Source organism: Rhodoferax sp. LB1P47 (assembly GCF_056521445.1).
In genome coordinates, this window is sequence record NZ_JBWMAU010000001.1 from 718,998 (window position 1) to 734,142 (window position 15,145).

General features: G+C 61.8%; 10 protein-coding genes. 4 read left to right on the plus strand and 6 right to left on the minus strand.

Features of this window, described 5'->3' with window-relative positions; genetic code table 11:
- The first annotated feature begins 128 nt into the window (after positions 1-128).
- Together AC0969_RS03400 and AC0969_RS03405 are read left to right on the plus strand one after the other, a co-directional pair.
- A complete protein-coding gene (locus tag AC0969_RS03400) occupies positions 129-1,520 on the plus strand; it encodes an L-serine ammonia-lyase (RefSeq protein WP_479622714.1) in 1,392 nt (463 codons plus the stop codon).
- A 132-nt stretch (positions 1,521-1,652) separates the two neighbouring features.
- Positions 1,653-3,134, plus strand: coding sequence for a cryptochrome/photolyase family protein (locus tag AC0969_RS03405; protein WP_479622715.1), 1,482 nt, complete (start codon positions 1,653-1,655; stop codon positions 3,132-3,134).
- 47 nt (positions 3,135-3,181) lie between these two features.
- On the opposite strand, the gene AC0969_RS03410 is transcribed toward AC0969_RS03405, so the two are convergent.
- Genes AC0969_RS03410 through AC0969_RS03435 form a run of 6 tightly spaced genes read right to left on the minus strand, consistent with a single transcriptional unit; the run spans position 3,182 to position 12,755 of the window.
- Positions 3,182-8,923 (minus strand): hybrid sensor histidine kinase/response regulator, encoded by a 5,742-nt coding sequence (locus tag AC0969_RS03410; RefSeq protein WP_479622716.1) that lies wholly within the window; start codon positions 8,921-8,923, stop codon positions 3,182-3,184.
- 38 nt (positions 8,924-8,961) lie between these two features.
- Entirely contained in the window at positions 8,962-11,193 is a 2,232-nt protein-coding gene (locus AC0969_RS03415; RefSeq protein ID WP_479622717.1) for a methyl-accepting chemotaxis protein, read from the minus strand.
- Between the two features lie 22 nt (positions 11,194-11,215).
- Positions 11,216-11,755: a chemotaxis protein CheW gene (locus AC0969_RS03420; protein WP_479622718.1), complete on the minus strand. Its 540-nt coding sequence runs from the start codon at positions 11,753-11,755 to the stop codon at positions 11,216-11,218.
- A 13-nt stretch (positions 11,756-11,768) separates the two neighbouring features.
- Positions 11,769-12,134, minus strand: a complete 366-nt coding sequence (locus AC0969_RS03425; protein ID WP_479622719.1) for a response regulator — start codon at positions 12,132-12,134, stop codon at positions 11,769-11,771.
- On the minus strand, positions 12,134-12,532 hold the full coding sequence (locus AC0969_RS03430; RefSeq protein WP_479622720.1) for a response regulator: 399 nt from the start codon (positions 12,530-12,532) through the stop codon (positions 12,134-12,136). The genes AC0969_RS03425 and AC0969_RS03430 overlap by 1 nt, the downstream gene beginning before the upstream one ends.
- Positions 12,533-12,581: 49 nt before the next feature.
- Positions 12,582-12,755, minus strand: a complete 174-nt coding sequence (locus tag AC0969_RS03435; protein WP_479622832.1) for a rubredoxin — start codon at positions 12,753-12,755, stop codon at positions 12,582-12,584.
- Between the two features lie 95 nt (positions 12,756-12,850).
- Between AC0969_RS03435 and thiD the strand changes: the two genes are divergently transcribed.
- Positions 12,851-13,840 carry a bifunctional hydroxymethylpyrimidine kinase/phosphomethylpyrimidine kinase gene (gene thiD / locus AC0969_RS03440; protein ID WP_479622721.1) on the plus strand — a complete coding sequence of 330 codons (990 nt, stop codon included), beginning with the start codon at positions 12,851-12,853 and terminating at the stop codon, positions 13,838-13,840.
- Complete coding sequence (gene hemL, locus AC0969_RS03445; RefSeq protein WP_479622722.1) at positions 13,824-15,137, plus strand: glutamate-1-semialdehyde 2,1-aminomutase; 1,314 nt, start codon at positions 13,824-13,826, stop codon at positions 15,135-15,137. Before thiD ends, hemL begins: the two co-directional genes overlap by 17 nt.
- The last annotated feature ends 8 nt before the right edge of the window (positions 15,138-15,145 follow it).

Consider the following 15,145-nt stretch of genomic DNA (forward strand, 5'->3'; position numbering starts at 1 on the left):
CGACCCTCACCCTAGCCCTCTCCCGCGCGCGGGAGAGGGGACAAGACGGGGCCCTGCATTGCCCCCGCTCCCCCCCGGGAGAGGGTTGGGGTGAGGGCCTCCCCCTGCACTCCATCAGAAAGCCCACCATGGCCGTCAGTGTTTTCGACATCTTCAAAATCGGTATCGGCCCCAGCAGCTCGCACACCGTCGGCCCCATGCGCGCCGCCCGGATGTTCACCGAACGCCTGGCCCACCAGGGCCTGCTGGGCGCATGCGCCAAGGTCGAGGTCAAGTTGTACGGCTCGCTGGGCTCCACCGGCAAGGGCCACGGCACCGACAAAGCGGTCTTGCTCGGCCTGGAAGGCCATGATCCTGAAAGCGTGGACGTGGAAGCCATTCCCGCCCTGCTAGAGGCCATCCGCAGCACCGGCCTGCTGCGTTTGGGCGGTATGCACCCGGTGATGTTCAAAGAGAAAGACCACCTGGCCTTCTACCGCCGCGAGACCCTGCCCTTTCACCCCAACGGCATGCGCTGCATCGCCTATGACGCAGACGGTGCAGAGCTGCTGAACCGCTGCTACTACTCGGTGGGCGGTGGCTTTGTGGTCAGTGACGAGGTGGCGGCCGACGGCAACAAGCAAAAAGTGCTGGCCCCCGACACCACCGTGCTGCCCTTTCCCTTCCATAGCGGCGACGAGCTGCTGGCCCAGTGCAAAACCGCAGGTATCTCCATTGCCGAGCTGATGCGCCGCAACGAGCAGCACTGGCGCACCGATGCCGAAATCGACGCGGGTCTGCAGAAAATCTGGACAGTCATGCAGGCCTGCGTAGTGCGCGGTTGCCGCACCCAGGGCGTGCTGCCCGGCGGCTTCAAGGTCAAGCGCCGCGCCGCCGACCTGTTCACCAAGCTCTGCGCCAACCCCGAGCTCGCGCTACGTGATCCGCTACAGGTGCTGGACTGGGTGAACCTGTATGCCCTGGCCGTGAACGAAGAAAACGCCGCCGGGGGCCGCGTGGTCACCGCACCCACCAACGGCGCCGCAGGCATCGTGCCCGCTGTGTTGCACTACTACGTGCGCTTTGTGGCCACGTCCACGCCCAGCGGCGTGATCGACTTCATGCTGACCGCCGCCGCCATCGGCATGCTGTACAAAGAAAATGCCTCTATCTCGGGGGCCGAAGTGGGCTGCCAGGGCGAGGTGGGCGTGGCCTGCTCGATGGCCGCCGCTGCCCTGTGCGCGGTGATGGGCGGCACGCCGGAGCAGGTCGAAAACGCGGCCGAAATCGGCATGGAACACCACCTGGGCCTGACCTGCGACCCGGTGGGCGGCTTGGTGCAAATCCCCTGCATCGAGCGCAACGCCATTGCGTCCGTCAAGGCCATCAACGCCGCCCGCATGGCCTTGCACGGCGACGGGAGCCACTTCGTGAGTTTGGACAAGGTGATAAAGACCATGCGCGAAACCGGGGCCGACATGATGACCAAGTACAAGGAAACCGCGCGTGGCGGGCTGGCGGTGAACATTGTGGAGTGCTGATGCGACCCAAGCACGGACACTATTAAATTTATAGCTACTTGCGCAGGTAATACCAGGGCTAACGACCTAAAACAACCTCATCTTCCAGTGGGGTACTACGTCGCGCAGCGGGCGGGCCATTAACATCGTGGAATGCAAGCCCCCCCCCGTTCTGACACATTCGCCACCGGCCTCGTCTGGTTCCGCCGCGACCTGCGCAGCTTTGACCATGCGGCTCTTTTCCATGCGCTTAAATCTTGCCAGCAGGTGCACTGCGTGTTTGTGTTCGACAAGGACATTTTGGACAGCCTGCCCCACGCCGACCGCCGGGTGGAGTTCATCCAGGCATCCGTCTCCGAGCTGGATACCGCCCTGCGCGCCCTGCAGCCCAGCACGGGTTTGATCACCCTGCACGCGGTGGCCCGCGAGGCGATTCCTGCGCTGGCCAAAGCGCTGCACGCCCAGGCCGTATTTGCCAACCACGACGACGAGCCGCAAGCCTTGGCCCGCGATGCCGTGGTGCTGGGCGCGCTGGCGCACCTGGGCATTGCGCTGCACACTTTTAAGGACCACGTGATTTTTGAGCGCAAGGAGCTGCTGACCCAGCAGGGCCGACCGTATGGCGTGTTCACACCCTACAAAAATGCCTGGCTCAAAAAAGTAGACGACTTTTATCTGAAGTCGTACACGGTAGCAAAGTACGCCGTGCGGCTGGCACCACGCCCGCATCCGCAGCCCGTGCCAAGTTTGCAGGCGCTCGGTTTCGAGCCCACCAACCTGACCCAGCTGAAACTGCCCACCGGGCAAAGTGGCGGCCAGCAGTTGTTCGAGGAATTCTTCGAGCGCATGGACCAGTACCACGCCACCCGTGACTTCCCCGGCATCAAAGGCCCCAGCTACCTGGGCGTGCACCTGCGCTTTGGCACGGTGTCGATCCGGCAGATGGCGGCAGCGGCCCACCCGCTGCACCTGGAAGGCAACCAGGGCGCCAGCGTGTGGCTCAGCGAGCTGGTATGGCGGGATTTTTATGCGCAGATTCTCAGCAACTTCCCGCACGCGGCAACGGCAGCGTTCAAGCCCGAATACGACAACATCGCCTGGGAGCACGGCAAGGCCGCCAAGGCCCTGTTTGCCGCTTGGTGCGAGGGCCGCACCGGCTACCCCCTGGTAGATGCCGCCATGGCCCAGATCAACCAGACCGGCTACATGCACAACCGCCTGCGCATGGTGGTGGCGAGCTTTTTGGTGAAAGACCTGGGGCTGGACTGGCGCTGGGGCGAGGCCTACTTTGCCACGCACCTGAACGACTTTGACCTGTCCGCCAACAACGGCGGCTGGCAGTGGGCCAGCTCCAGCGGGTGTGATGCGCAGCCCTACTTTCGCATCTTCAACCCCACCAGCCAGAGCGAAAAGTTCGACCCCGAGGGCAAATTTATCCGCCGCTACCTGCCGCAGCTGGCCAAGCTGCCCAACGCCGCTATCCATGCGCCCTGGCTGGCCAAGCCGATGGAATTGCAGGCGGCAGAGGTGGTGCTGGGCAAAACGTACCCGCTGCCCATCGTGGCGCATGACGAGGCCCGCGCCCGCACCCTGTTGCGCTACGCGGTGGTCAAAAAGCCACATGTCTTACCGTAACACGAATACTATCTAATTGATAGCTACTCGTGCATGTAGCTATTGCGCTAAAGACCTAAAACATCCTCAGTTTTAGTAGTGTAACGGCGCACCAAACTGAGCAACTCTTCTTCCGGATACGGCTTGCCTAGGTAGTGGTTCACGCCCAGCGCACGCGCATGTTCGCGGTGCTTCTCGGCCATGCGCGAGGTGATCATGATGATCGGCAGGTCTTTCAGCACGGCATCGGCGCGGATGTTGCGGGTTAGGTCGAAGCCGTCCATGCGCGGCATTTCGATGTCCGACAAGACCAGCGCGGGCACTTCATCGCGCAGCCGCTCCAGCGCTTGCAAGCCGTCGTTGGCCAACGCCACGCGGTAACCTTCGCGCTGCAACAGACGCTGGGTGACGCGGCGCACGGTGATGGAATCGTCCACCACCAGCACCAAAGGGGTGTGCTGCGGTGCCGGCAGCAGCGCGGCACCAGCGCCTACGCCCGTGCCTTCTTGCAACAACCGGGCTTGCGCACCGTACACCGATGACAAGGCCACCGGGTTGTAAATCAGCACCACGGCACCAGAGGCCAGCACCGACATGCCCGACAAACCTGGTAAGCGCGACAGCTGGGGGCCGAGGTTTTTGACCACCACTTCCTGGTTACCCAGCACCTCGTCCACGTGCAGTGCCAGCCGTTGTGCGGCGCTGCGGAACACCACTACCGCGCTGTTTTTGCTAGGCGGCTCCACACTGTGCTGCGACACCTGTAGCAGCGCCCCCGACCAGTAAAACGGCACCGACTCGCCCGCGACATCGACCACCTGGTTGGCATACGCCTGCGCCAGCTCGGCCTGTGGCACGCGGCGCACGACTTCAATCACGTTGGCCGGCACGCCAATCGACAAGCTGCCCATGCGCAGCATCACCACCTGCGTCACGGCGGTGGTCAGCGGCAGCACCAGCCGGAACTGTGTGCCCTGCCCGGCCGTGGTACTGGTTTCGATACGGCCACCCAGGGCCTGCACTTCGGAACGCACCACATCCATGCCGATACCGCGACCGGCCAGCTCGGTGACCTGCGCTGCGGTCGAAAAACCGGGCAGAAAAATCATCTCGGCCACGGCCGCCGGGTCCAGCACTTCGTGTTCTTGCACCAGGCCCTGGGCCAGTGCTTTCTGTTGGATACGGGCGATATCCAGGCCTGCGCCATCGTCGGCAAAGCGCACCGAAATGTCGTTGCCTTCATGGTGCAGCTCGACCAAGATGTTGCCGATGGCGGCTTTGCCCGCCGCCGTGCGTACGTCAGGCAGTTCGATACCGTGGGCCACGGCGTTGCGCAGCAAATGCTCAAACGCCGGGGCCATGCGGTCCAGTACACCCCGGTCCATCTCGATGGAGCCACCGGTGATGTCCAGCTTGATCTGTTTGCCGGTGTCTTTGGAGGCCTGGCGGACCACCGCATAGAGGCGCTCGGCAATACCTTCAAACTCGACCATGCGGGTGCGCAACAGATCGCGCTGCAATTCACGGGCCTGGCGGGCCTGGATGACCAGGTCATCCTCGGTGCCTTCAATCGTGCGTTGCAAATTGCGCTGCACCGTGCCCACGTCGTTGACCGATTCGGCCATCATGCGGGTCAGCTCTTGGACCCGGGTAAAGCGGTCGAATTCCAGCGGATCGAAACCCAGCGCCGTGTCTTTGCTCAGCGCCAGCCGCGATTGCATTTGCGATTCGGCCTGGACTTCAATATCACGCAAATGGCCACGCATGCGGTCCAGGTTACCTGTCAGATCGACCAGCGCACCCCGCAGCTGGGTAAGCCGTGCCTCTAACCGGGTCCGGGTGATGATGACCTCACCCGCCTGGTTGACCAGCCGGTCCAGCAGTTGGGAGCGCACGCGCACCGACTGGTGGGCCATCAAGCGGGGAGCCGCCAAAACCGGTTGCGCAGGCGCTGCCACCCGCACGCCCTGGGGCAGCGCAATGGCACTGGATGCCTCGGCTTTCGCTTGGGGCTTGGCAGGCAATGGCAGATCCACGGCGGCCGCCACAGCCATGTTTTGGGTCAGCAAAGAGTCCTGGTGCAAGCCGTCCATATTGGCTTGCAGCGCGTCAAAGTGCGACAACAGGGGCTCGATCTGTGCGGCGTGCAAAGGCTCGGAGCCCAGGTATTCAATCTCGGTTTCCAGCCGATGGGCCAGCTCGCCCAAGCGCAGGGCTCCCGCCAAACGGGCGCTGCCTTTCAGCGTATGCAGGGCGCGCAGCACCTCGCTGCGGGCACCCAGGTTGTCGGGACGGGCCCACCACTGGCGCAAGGCTCCGCCCAATTGCGGCAACAGCTCAGTGGCTTCTTCTTCAAAAATGGGGAACAGATCGGTATCGATCACATCCACCAGGTCGATCTCGTCATCGAAGTCGGAAGGCGAGGACGGGGCAGACAAAACAAAGCTCGGCACGTCTTCCGGCACGGCCGCCACAACGGGTTCAGGCTCGGGTTCGACCACTGCCACTGCCACGGGAAGTTCCTCGGCCACATCCAGCAAAGCCAGGTCGGCCAGATCATCCGCCTCCGCCTCTGCGTCCACAGGCTCTTGCGGCTCAGGCTGTTCCAGAGGAGCGGCCAGGGACACAGGGCTCGCAGAATCATCGAGCAAGTCGCGCAATGCCTGTAGCACGCTGGCGTTGGGTTCTTTCAAGAATCCGGCCGCAAACTGGTGCAGCAGTCGGCGGATATCTTCCGCCGCATCGGTAAATATCTGGGCATACGCCACCGTGCCCTGGTTCAGCAGTTGCACGTGCTCCAGCGCCGACTCCAGCGCACGGGCCATTTGCGACAGTGCCTGGAAACCCACGGTGGCCGAACTTCCTGCCAGCGAGTGTGCCAATGCAACTGTGGAGTCCGGCAGGGGCTGGTGCAATTCCAGCGCCCATTCGTTGATCTCGGTCAGCAAACGGCGCGACCATTCGTCGGCCTCGTTCAGGTAAACGTTGTAGAGCGGAATGCCAATCCGCAGGGGGCCAATCACTTTGGTGGCCTCGTCCAGCGGGGACATCGCCAACGGGGCCAAATCAGAAACAATTTCTTCTGCCGCATCCACGGCTAGCGCGGGTTCAAGCACGTCCTCTGCCACTTCCGCCACTTCGGGCTCAGACACCGGCTCGGGTCCCTCGTCCAGCACAGGTGCTTCAGCAGCGGCGGGGGTCTCATCAGCCACTCCGGCATCCACAGCGGCCTCTAGCGCCAGCTCTGGTTCGGCAGCCCATGCAGGTTCAGGTGCATCGGACGGTTCGGGCACCAAGATGTCCGCAGAGGCTTGGGGCACCACCAGGGGCACGGTACGCAGCTCTAAGCGGCGTGCATCGGCAGAGGCGCGGAAGGGCTGGGCACTCCAGTGGTCCGCAGCACCGACGGCGATATCCTCGACCCACAGGCCAAAGGCATTCAGGGCATCGCGGGCAACTTGCAGCAAGTCGGGGTCGGCGGGGGTTTGCTCGGCCAGCCAGCCGTTGACCATTTGCTCCATCGCCCAACTGGCTTCACCAAACTCGGTAAAACCCACCATCCGGGCACTACCCTTGAGGGTATGGAAAGCGCGGCGCAGCGCACTTTGCGGTGCCACAGCGCCGGGCTCAGTGAACAGCGTCTGCACGGCGGCCAAACCGTTTTGGACCACTTCGCGGGCTTCTTCCAGAAAAATATCCTGTAGCTCCGCGTCTTCCTCGACCGGCTCAGCATGGACTACGGATGCGGGTGCAGTGCCCACTTCGGCATCGTGCCCAGAGTCTGGCGAATCGGCGGTCAGGGTAAATTCTGGCTCCACTTCTTCGGTTGCAGACATCACCGACACCGGCTCCAAGGCATCTACAGGCTCGGGCGCAAGCATTTCCAGTGGTACGGGCGCAGAAGCCAAAGCCAAATCCAGATCCACGTGGGTCCACGGTCCGGCATCCAACACGGGCAGGGGTTCCGGCACCTCGGCCACCAGACCCACCGCCTGGGAGCGTTCGTCCATTGCATCCTGGTACGGCGCTTGTACAGAATCTGCGGCTGAAACGGTGCTGCGGCCCATCGCCAGTTTGAATTCGCCTGCCTCTTCGTCGTAGGAGAACAGCTTCTTGGCCAACGCGCGCTGGTAACCCAGCATGTCAATCAAGAACCCCAAGGCCCCCAGACTATTGCCCAGCTTGTCGAAGCTGGATGCCTGGGCGGACGCATCCACCTCGGCATCGGACATGTAGCCATCCACCGTTTCGCGCATGCGCATCACGGCATAGGACGCCTGGTCGAGACCCAACACCGACAGCACACCCCGCATTTGCGTCATTTGGTGGCCTACCTTGGCCAATGGCACTTTCTCGCGTGGGGTACGGAAAAATTGGTCCAGCGACTGCTCCACCTCGGCCAGGGTGCTGCGCAGCTCATCGACCACGCTGCCCATGGTTTGTCTATCACTGACGCGGTGGTAGAGCTCTTCCATCCACGGGGCCAGCGGCTCAGGGCGCAGGCCCTGCCCCACAGCGGTCAAACGGTCGGCGAGCAGCGTGGCGCGTTCGGCCAATTCGGCATCGGCCTGGTCCAGCTCTTCAAATGCGGCTTCCAAGTACAGCACCGAGGTCGCCACTTCCATGCCCAGTGCGGCGGAAGGTGGGGCCTTGGAACGCACGGTGGACTCCACCGCCTGGGTCAGAGCTTGCGCCAGCACCACACTGCCGGCATGCAGCTTGGTCAGCGACTCGCCCACCATCGCAAACTGGTCCAGTGCCGGCTTGAAGCGGTGGGTATCTCCCCCCGCCAAAGCCGACCAGGTCTCGGCTGCTGCGGCCAACCGCTTGCGCGCCTGGGCCAGCAAGGCAGGGTCAAATCGGCCAAACGGCCGCATTTCGTAGTCAATCGGCGCGTGCCGCTGCAAGCCGTATGCCTGACGCACAGCGGCCAGCGTAGGTGCATCGGCGGTTTTTTCCGGCACAGCCTGGGCACAGAAAAAAAGCATATCCTGGACCAGCCGAGGTGTGATGCTGGCTTCGCCCCTGGCTAGCGCGGCGTACTGCCTCAACAACCGCGAGGCAATGCGCTTGGAGTACACATCGGGCGTAAAAAGCCCGAGCGACAAGGCTTCAAAATAAGCAGCTGCAATACGCCAAAAAACCTGTTCGGGTTGCTGCTGCTGGTGCTGGGCCAAACCCAGACAGAGGTTGACCAGTGCCTTGGCCGCCATCGGGTCCCCGGTTTTGACCACCTTCAGCACGCAACGGTCCAGGCGCGCCCGCAACCCCGGCGCATAGGCCAGAGGAAGCACGGGTTCGGCCAAGACAATATCCCGCCAATGCGGCTCTACCGGCCACAGGTCGGCCGGATGCACATGGGCCACTCCAGCCAACGCCTGGACTTCGCGGTACTGCGGAAATAGTCCCACCGAAGACACCGGCTTGCTGGCCAACACCGCCTCCAGATAATCCACCACGGCAAAACTGGCCCGTTCGATCTTGCCGACGGTTTCGTCGCTACACAGGCTCGGGTTGTCACACCACTTGGCAACCGCCGACTCCATAGCGCGCAGCAGTAGCGATGACGGCACCATGTCCACCATCTCCAGCGCACCCACCGTCAGGTGCAGTTGCTGAAGCGCGGTACGCAGATGGCTGGTATCGGGTATGGCAAAACCTGCGGCCTGCGATGCATCGGCCTCGCGCACGTAGCGCTTCAGGGATTTAACCGCCACGTCCAGCGTTTTACGCAGCTCGTCGAGTACCCAGGCCAGGGGACCAAGGTCATGCTCAAGCTCATCAATGGCAACGCACGCAGTAGTGGACATGGTGTCTAGGGCAGCAGATGGCGACGGCAGCATGGGGCTTATTTAATTTTGAACCGTGCCACCGACAGGCGCAATTCTTCGGCCATCTGCGACAACTCACGCACCTGGGTTGCGGTGGTGCGGGTGCCTTCTCCGGTTTGCTCGGTCACCGCAAAAATATGCTGGATGTTGTCGGCCACCACGTTGGCTTTTTCGGCCTCGCGTGAAGTGGCCTGCGAAATTTGCTCGATCAGGTCGGCCAGACGGCGCGACACATGGTCGATCTCGGTCAAGGCGGTACCTGCACTGTCTGACAGTGCAGCTCCGGCAACCACACCCTGGGTCGAACGCTCCATAGCGGCAACGGCATCTTGGGTGTCGGTCTGGATCGCCTTCACCAGTGCGGCAATCTGGCGAGTTGCATCGGCGGAGCGCTCGGCCAGCCGCTGCACTTCTTCAGCCACCACCGAGAAACCGCGTCCAGCCTCACCCGCTGATGCGGCCTGGATGGCGGCATTCAGCGCCAGCACGTTGGTTTGCTCGGTAATGTCGGAAATCAGCTCGGTGATTTCACCAATCTCTTGCGAAGACTCACCCAGGCGCTTGATGCGCTTGGAGGTTTCCTGGATCTGGTCGCGGATGGCATTCATACCGCCGATGGCGTTCTGCACGGCCTCCAGGCCCGAATCGGCAGCTTGCAGCGACTGGCGCGCCACCGTGGCCGACTCTTGCGCCTGGGTAGACACTTCATTGATGCGCGAAGCCATGTCCAGCACCGAACGGCCGGTTTCGCGAATTTCGCGCAATTGTTCGGTCGATGCCGCCAACAGTTCGGTCGAAGTGCTATCCACCTGGGCCGTCGTTTGGGCCACTTGGGTGGCCGTTTTTTGCACGCTGCCCACCAGGGCGCGGAGTTCTTCTACGGTGTAGTTCACCGAGTCGGCAATCGCACCGGTGATGTCCTCGGTCACAGTGGCCTCTTGGGTCAAATCGCCCTCGGCTACGGCCTGCAACTCGTTCATCAATCGCAAAATGGCGGCCTGGTTGGCATCATTCACGCGCTTGGCATCTTGTTGGGACAATTCAGCATCGACCCGCTGGCGCTCCGCCTGGAGCTGCCGCTGCCGGCTTTGCTGCAGCTGCAAGCGCACCAAGCCCGCCGCACTGGCCAGCGCCAGCAGTATCGAGGCCAGCAGCAGCACCGCAACGAAAGCGCCCAGTCCGGTACGGTCAGACAACTTGGCCTGCAAGTCTTCCAGCATACGGCGCAGTGGCTCGCTATCTGAGCCAATGGAAACCTGGGCTTCCCGGGCTGAAACCAGCCCCTGCAAATTACCCAAGATTGCACCGGCCTGGAGCCTTGTTTCTTCATACAGTTTGAGCAAGGCGTTGAGCTGTTCACGGGTGGCGGCATCTTTGGCCGCACCCAACCGCAGCTCACTGCTTCCGTCCAACAGGCCCTGGGTAATTTCTTTGAACGAATTCAAGTCTTTACCCAGCAGGAACACCGCCTCAGGACTCACCCCATCCATCGTCTGAAACTCATTGGCAGACTTGCCAATGCGCTGGGTCAACATCACCAGCTGGCCAGCGGCCGCAATCTCGGCGGGGCTGGCAGCCTGCTGCAATTTAAACGAGGACACGGTTTCCGCAATTTCCAGCAAATCTGACGACTGACGGTTGATGGTGCGCAGCGCGCTTCCCACCTGAGTCAGAATTTTTTGCTGACCCATCACAGTCGCCGCATTTTTGGTGGCGCGCTCAACCAAAGGTTTAATGGCGGCTACATCCGGCTGCAAGCCGGCATCCACCGCCACATCACCATCGCCACCCAATTCAAAACTATGGGCCTCTGTCGCCAGCGATGCTGAGCTTTCTGCCACATCAGGGAAGGCCGCAGCACTGCCCACCAAGGCTTGCGAAACAGACTTCGCCAGCCGCTGTGACTGCATCAAAGCCGTACCCACGCCACCCAGTTGCTGTGCAACGGTGCTAGAGCGCCAGAACGCATATCCACCCGCCACCGCAAAGACCACCAAGGACGCAACCAGCGCCCCGCCCAAAATCCGCTGGTGGGCGGTGATGTGGCGCTTGCCCAGCAATGGCAGCGTGACCGATTCATCCAAGGGATCAGAGGTGCGCCCACTGACGAAGCGACTCTCGCCAAAGTCGGGACTAGAGTGCATCAATTCACCAGGCAGGGTCTCCTGGGGATATTCCGCCACCGTATCTGCATCCGCAGAGTCATCGGCCACAGAATGGGGAATTGTCTTATCGTCAACAGCAGGCATGGAACAGCTTTCTGGAGGGACACTAAGCACTGATGCTCAGAAAAGAGGGGAGTTGGGACAAGCTCAGCAGGTTGATTTCCTGCCATGAAAAACCAGCCGCATCGGTATGTACGCGGCCAAAATATGCGGGTGCGCCATCGGCCGGAGCGGCAGACGCCGTAAAAGAATCCAAGCCGCGCAGCCCACTGAGTTGGTCCACCAACAGCGCGCAATTGAGCTCCAGCACCGTATTGAATGACAGCAAACTGCATTCAGACAATGCCGCATCGGTACGTGCAACCGGCGCAAGAACGGCATCGGGGTCCATGAATTGCACCAGATCCACCACGCCGCACAAACCACCGCGCAAGTTCGCCACGCCCAGAAACCAAGCCTGGGTATAGGCCGCAGGCTGCACCGGAGTCCAGGGAAAAATCTCGCCACACTGGGCCAGTGGAAACAAATAACGCGTCTCTCCCACATGGGCTGCCAGCCAGCGGATCGACAGGCCTTCGCTGCGCGCCGCTTGCAGGCGGGAGGCCAATCGGGTTTGTAGTTCTCGGAGCGCTTCGCGGTTCGCCATGGGTAAGGCTGCCTTACTTTAAAGCGCTGATCTTGGCCTTCAGCTCGGCCGCATTCACCGGTTTCGTGATGTAGTCACGGGCCCCCTGGCGCATGCCCCAAACCCGGTCGGTCTCTTGGTTCTTGCTGGTGCACATGATGATGGGCACGTCGGCGTACTCAGGGGTACGGTTGATGGCCCGGGTCAACTGGAAGCCGTTTTGGCCTGGCATCACCACGTCCATCAAGATCAAATCGGGCTTTTGCTCGGCCAGGCGGCGCAACGCCTCCTCGGCGTTTTCAGCTGTGCGCACCGACATGCCCATTTTCTCCAGCAGATCGGTGAGATACATCAACTCGGTCTTGGAGTCGTCAACGATCAGCACATTGTGGATAGCCATTAGGTAGTTCCTTGCGCGGCGGCACCAAACTGTTGCACCGCTTGGAGCAACTGGTCTTTGGTAAACGGCTTGGTTAAATAATCTTGCGAACCCACCATGCGGCCACGGGCCTTGTCAAAAACGCCGTCTTTGGAAGACAGCATGACCACAGGGATGGCCGCAAATTTGGGATTGCGTTTGATGATGGCGCAAGTCTGGTATCCGTCCAGCTTGGGCATCAAAATGTCACAGAAAATCAGCTGTGGCAGATGGTCATTGATTTTGGACAGAGCATCAAAACCATCCTCCGCCAACAGCACCTCATGCCCGCCTTGCTTCAGAAAAATTTCAGCACTGCGACGGATCGTATTGCTGTCATCGACCACAAGGACTTTAAAAGTTGCGGCTTGCGTACTCACGTGGCACTTCTCCGGTAGGGAAGGGAACTACGCAGACGGTTGCCGCGCATCAAAGTTGGACCATCTCGAAGTCTTCTTTACGCGCACCGCACTCGGGGCACGTCCAGTTCATGGGCACCAATGCCCATGCGGTTCCGGCGGCGATGCCACTCTCAGGCGAACCTGTAGCCTCATCGTAAATCCAACCGCAAATCAAGCACATCCAAGTTTTAAAGTCAGTCACAGCGTAAAAAGCCTTCGGAATAGAATGAAACAGATTGTATAGATGCAAATTATTACCTTCGCCATTTTGCACGTGACCCAAGTCAATTTAGGCCTATGAACGCACCCACCCCCCCCAAAACACCGGCCGAAGACGATTTGATCGAGACCACGCATGAGCCTGAAGAGGCCGAAGAAGACCTTGAAGGCCCAGCCTGCGTCATGGTATTTAACGCCAGCGACCCCAGCGGCGCGGGCGGCCTGGCCGCCGACACCACCGCCATCGCTTCGGTCGGCGGCCATGCCTTGCCTGTGGTCACCGGGGCCTACGCCCGCGACACTGGCGAAATCTTTGAACACTTCTGCTTCGACGAAGAAGCCGTCACCGAACAGGCCCGCGCCGTGCTGGAAGACATTGCCGTGCAGGTCTTCAAGGTCGGCTTTGTGGGTAGCCCAGAAAACGTCAGCGCGATTGCCGAAATCACCTCTGATTACGCCGACGTGCCGGTGGTGGCCTACATGCCAAACCTGTCGTGGTGGGACGAAGACAAGATCGAAGACTACCTGGATGCCTTCCGCGAACTGATGTTGCCGCAAACCACCGTATTGGTGGGCAACCACAGCACACTGCGCCGCTGGCTGCTGCCCGACTGGGACGGCGAGCGCAACCCCAGCCCGCGCGACATCGCCAAGGCCGCCGCCGCCATGGGCGTGCCCTACACCTTGGTCACCGGCATCCCCCTGCCCGACCAGCACGTGGAAAACGTCTTGACCAGCCCGCAGGCCGTGCTGGTGAGCGAAAAATTCGAGCTGTTTGAAGCCATATTCACTGGCGCGGGCGAAACCCTGTCGGCCGCACTGGCTGCCCTGCTGGCCAGCGGCAGCGACTTGGCCGAAGCCACCAATGAGGCCATGAGCTACCTGGACCGCTGCCTGGACGGCGGCTTTCGCCCCGGCATGGGCCACATCCTGCCCGACCGCATGTTTTGGGCCCAGCCGGAAGATGACGATGCCCCCGATGACGGCTCCGACCCCGATGCCCCCCTGGACGAAGAAACCCTGCGCGCCATTGCCGCTTTGGAAGCCCCGAATGAAACCCGACACTGATCTGAACCAACAACTATTCGACCGCGCCACCAAGGTCATCCCCGGCGGTGTGAACTCCCCCGTCCGCGCCTTCAAGGCCGTGGGCGGCACGCCGCGCTTTGTGCAACGCGCCCAGGGTGCCTACTTTTGGGATGCCAACGGCCAACGCTATACCGACTACATCGGCTCCTGGGGCCCGATGATCCTGGGCCACGGCCACCCTGCGGTGGTCGAAGCGGTACAAAAAGCCCTGCTCGAAGGCTTCTCGTTCGGTGCCCCCACCGAACGAGAGGTTGAGCTGGCCGAAGAAATTTTGTCGCTGGTGCCATCCATGGAGATGCTGCGCCTGGTCAGCTCCGGCACCGAAGCCGCCATGAGCACCATCCGCCTGGCGCGTGGTGCCACGGGCCGCAACAAAATCGTCAAATTTGAAGGCTGCTACCACGGCCACGCCGATGCGCTGCTGGTCAAAGCCGGGTCTGGCCTGGCCACATTCGGCAGTGCCACCAGCGCCGGTGTACCGCCCGAAGTGGTGCAGCACACCCTGGTGCTGGAATACAACCACATCGCCCAGCTCGAAGAAGCCTTTGCCCTGCACGGCAAAGACATTGCCTGCCTGATGATCGAACCTATCGCGGGCAACATGAACTTTGTGCGCGCTTCTCTGCCCTTCATGCAACGCTGCCGCGAACTCTGCACCCAGTACGGCGCGCTGCTGGTGTTCGACGAAGTGATGACCGGCTTCCGCGTCGCCCTGGGCAGCGCCCAAAGCGTCTACGCCAAATCCATCCCCGGCTTTGCCCCCGATATGACGGTGCTGGGCAAGGTGATTGGCGGCGGCATGCCGCTGGCGGCCTTTGGCGGCTCGCGTGCGGTGATGGAACACCTGGCCCCGTTGGGCACGGTGTACCAGGCGGGCACGCTGTCGGGTAACCCGGTGGCCACCGCCTGCGGGCTGGCCACGCTGCGCGAAATCCGCAAACCCGGCTTTTTTGAAGCCCTGTCGGCCACCACCCGGTCGCTGGTCAGCGGCCTGCAAGCGGCCGCCGATACCGAAGGCGTGGCCTTCAGCAGCGACTGTGAGGGCGGCATGTTTGGCTTCTTCTTGCTCGACACCCTGCCGGTTAATTACCCCCAGGTAATGAAGACCAGCAGCCCGCGCTTCAACCACCTGTTCCACGGCCTGCTGGACCGGGGCGTGTACATCGCCCCGGCGCTGTACGAGGCCGGGTTTGTCAGCGCCGCGCACACGGCTGACGACATTGCCGCCACCATAGCGGCAGCGCGCGCAGTTTTCAAAGAACTATCAAAAGCATAGCTGCAAGC

Coding starts and splice junctions, on each gene's coding strand:
- AC0969_RS03420 (WP_479622718.1), bottom strand. CDS start 11,755: ATGGCGAACCGCGAAGCGCTCCGAGAACTACAAACCCGATTGGCCTCC.
- AC0969_RS03405 (WP_479622715.1), top strand. CDS start 1,653: ATGCAAGCCCCCCCCCGTTCTGACACATTCGCCACCGGCCTCGTCTGG.
- AC0969_RS03415 (WP_479622717.1), bottom strand. CDS start 11,193: ATGCCTGCTGTTGACGATAAGACAATTCCCCATTCTGTGGCCGATGAC.
- hemL (WP_479622722.1), top strand. CDS start 13,824: ATGAAACCCGACACTGATCTGAACCAACAACTATTCGACCGCGCCACC.
- thiD (WP_479622721.1), top strand. CDS start 12,851: ATGAACGCACCCACCCCCCCCAAAACACCGGCCGAAGACGATTTGATC.
- AC0969_RS03425 (WP_479622719.1), bottom strand. CDS start 12,134: ATGGCTATCCACAATGTGCTGATCGTTGACGACTCCAAGACCGAGTTG.
- AC0969_RS03410 (WP_479622716.1), bottom strand. CDS start 8,923: ATGTCCACTACTGCGTGCGTTGCCATTGATGAGCTTGAGCATGACCTT.
- AC0969_RS03400 (WP_479622714.1), top strand. CDS start 129: ATGGCCGTCAGTGTTTTCGACATCTTCAAAATCGGTATCGGCCCCAGC.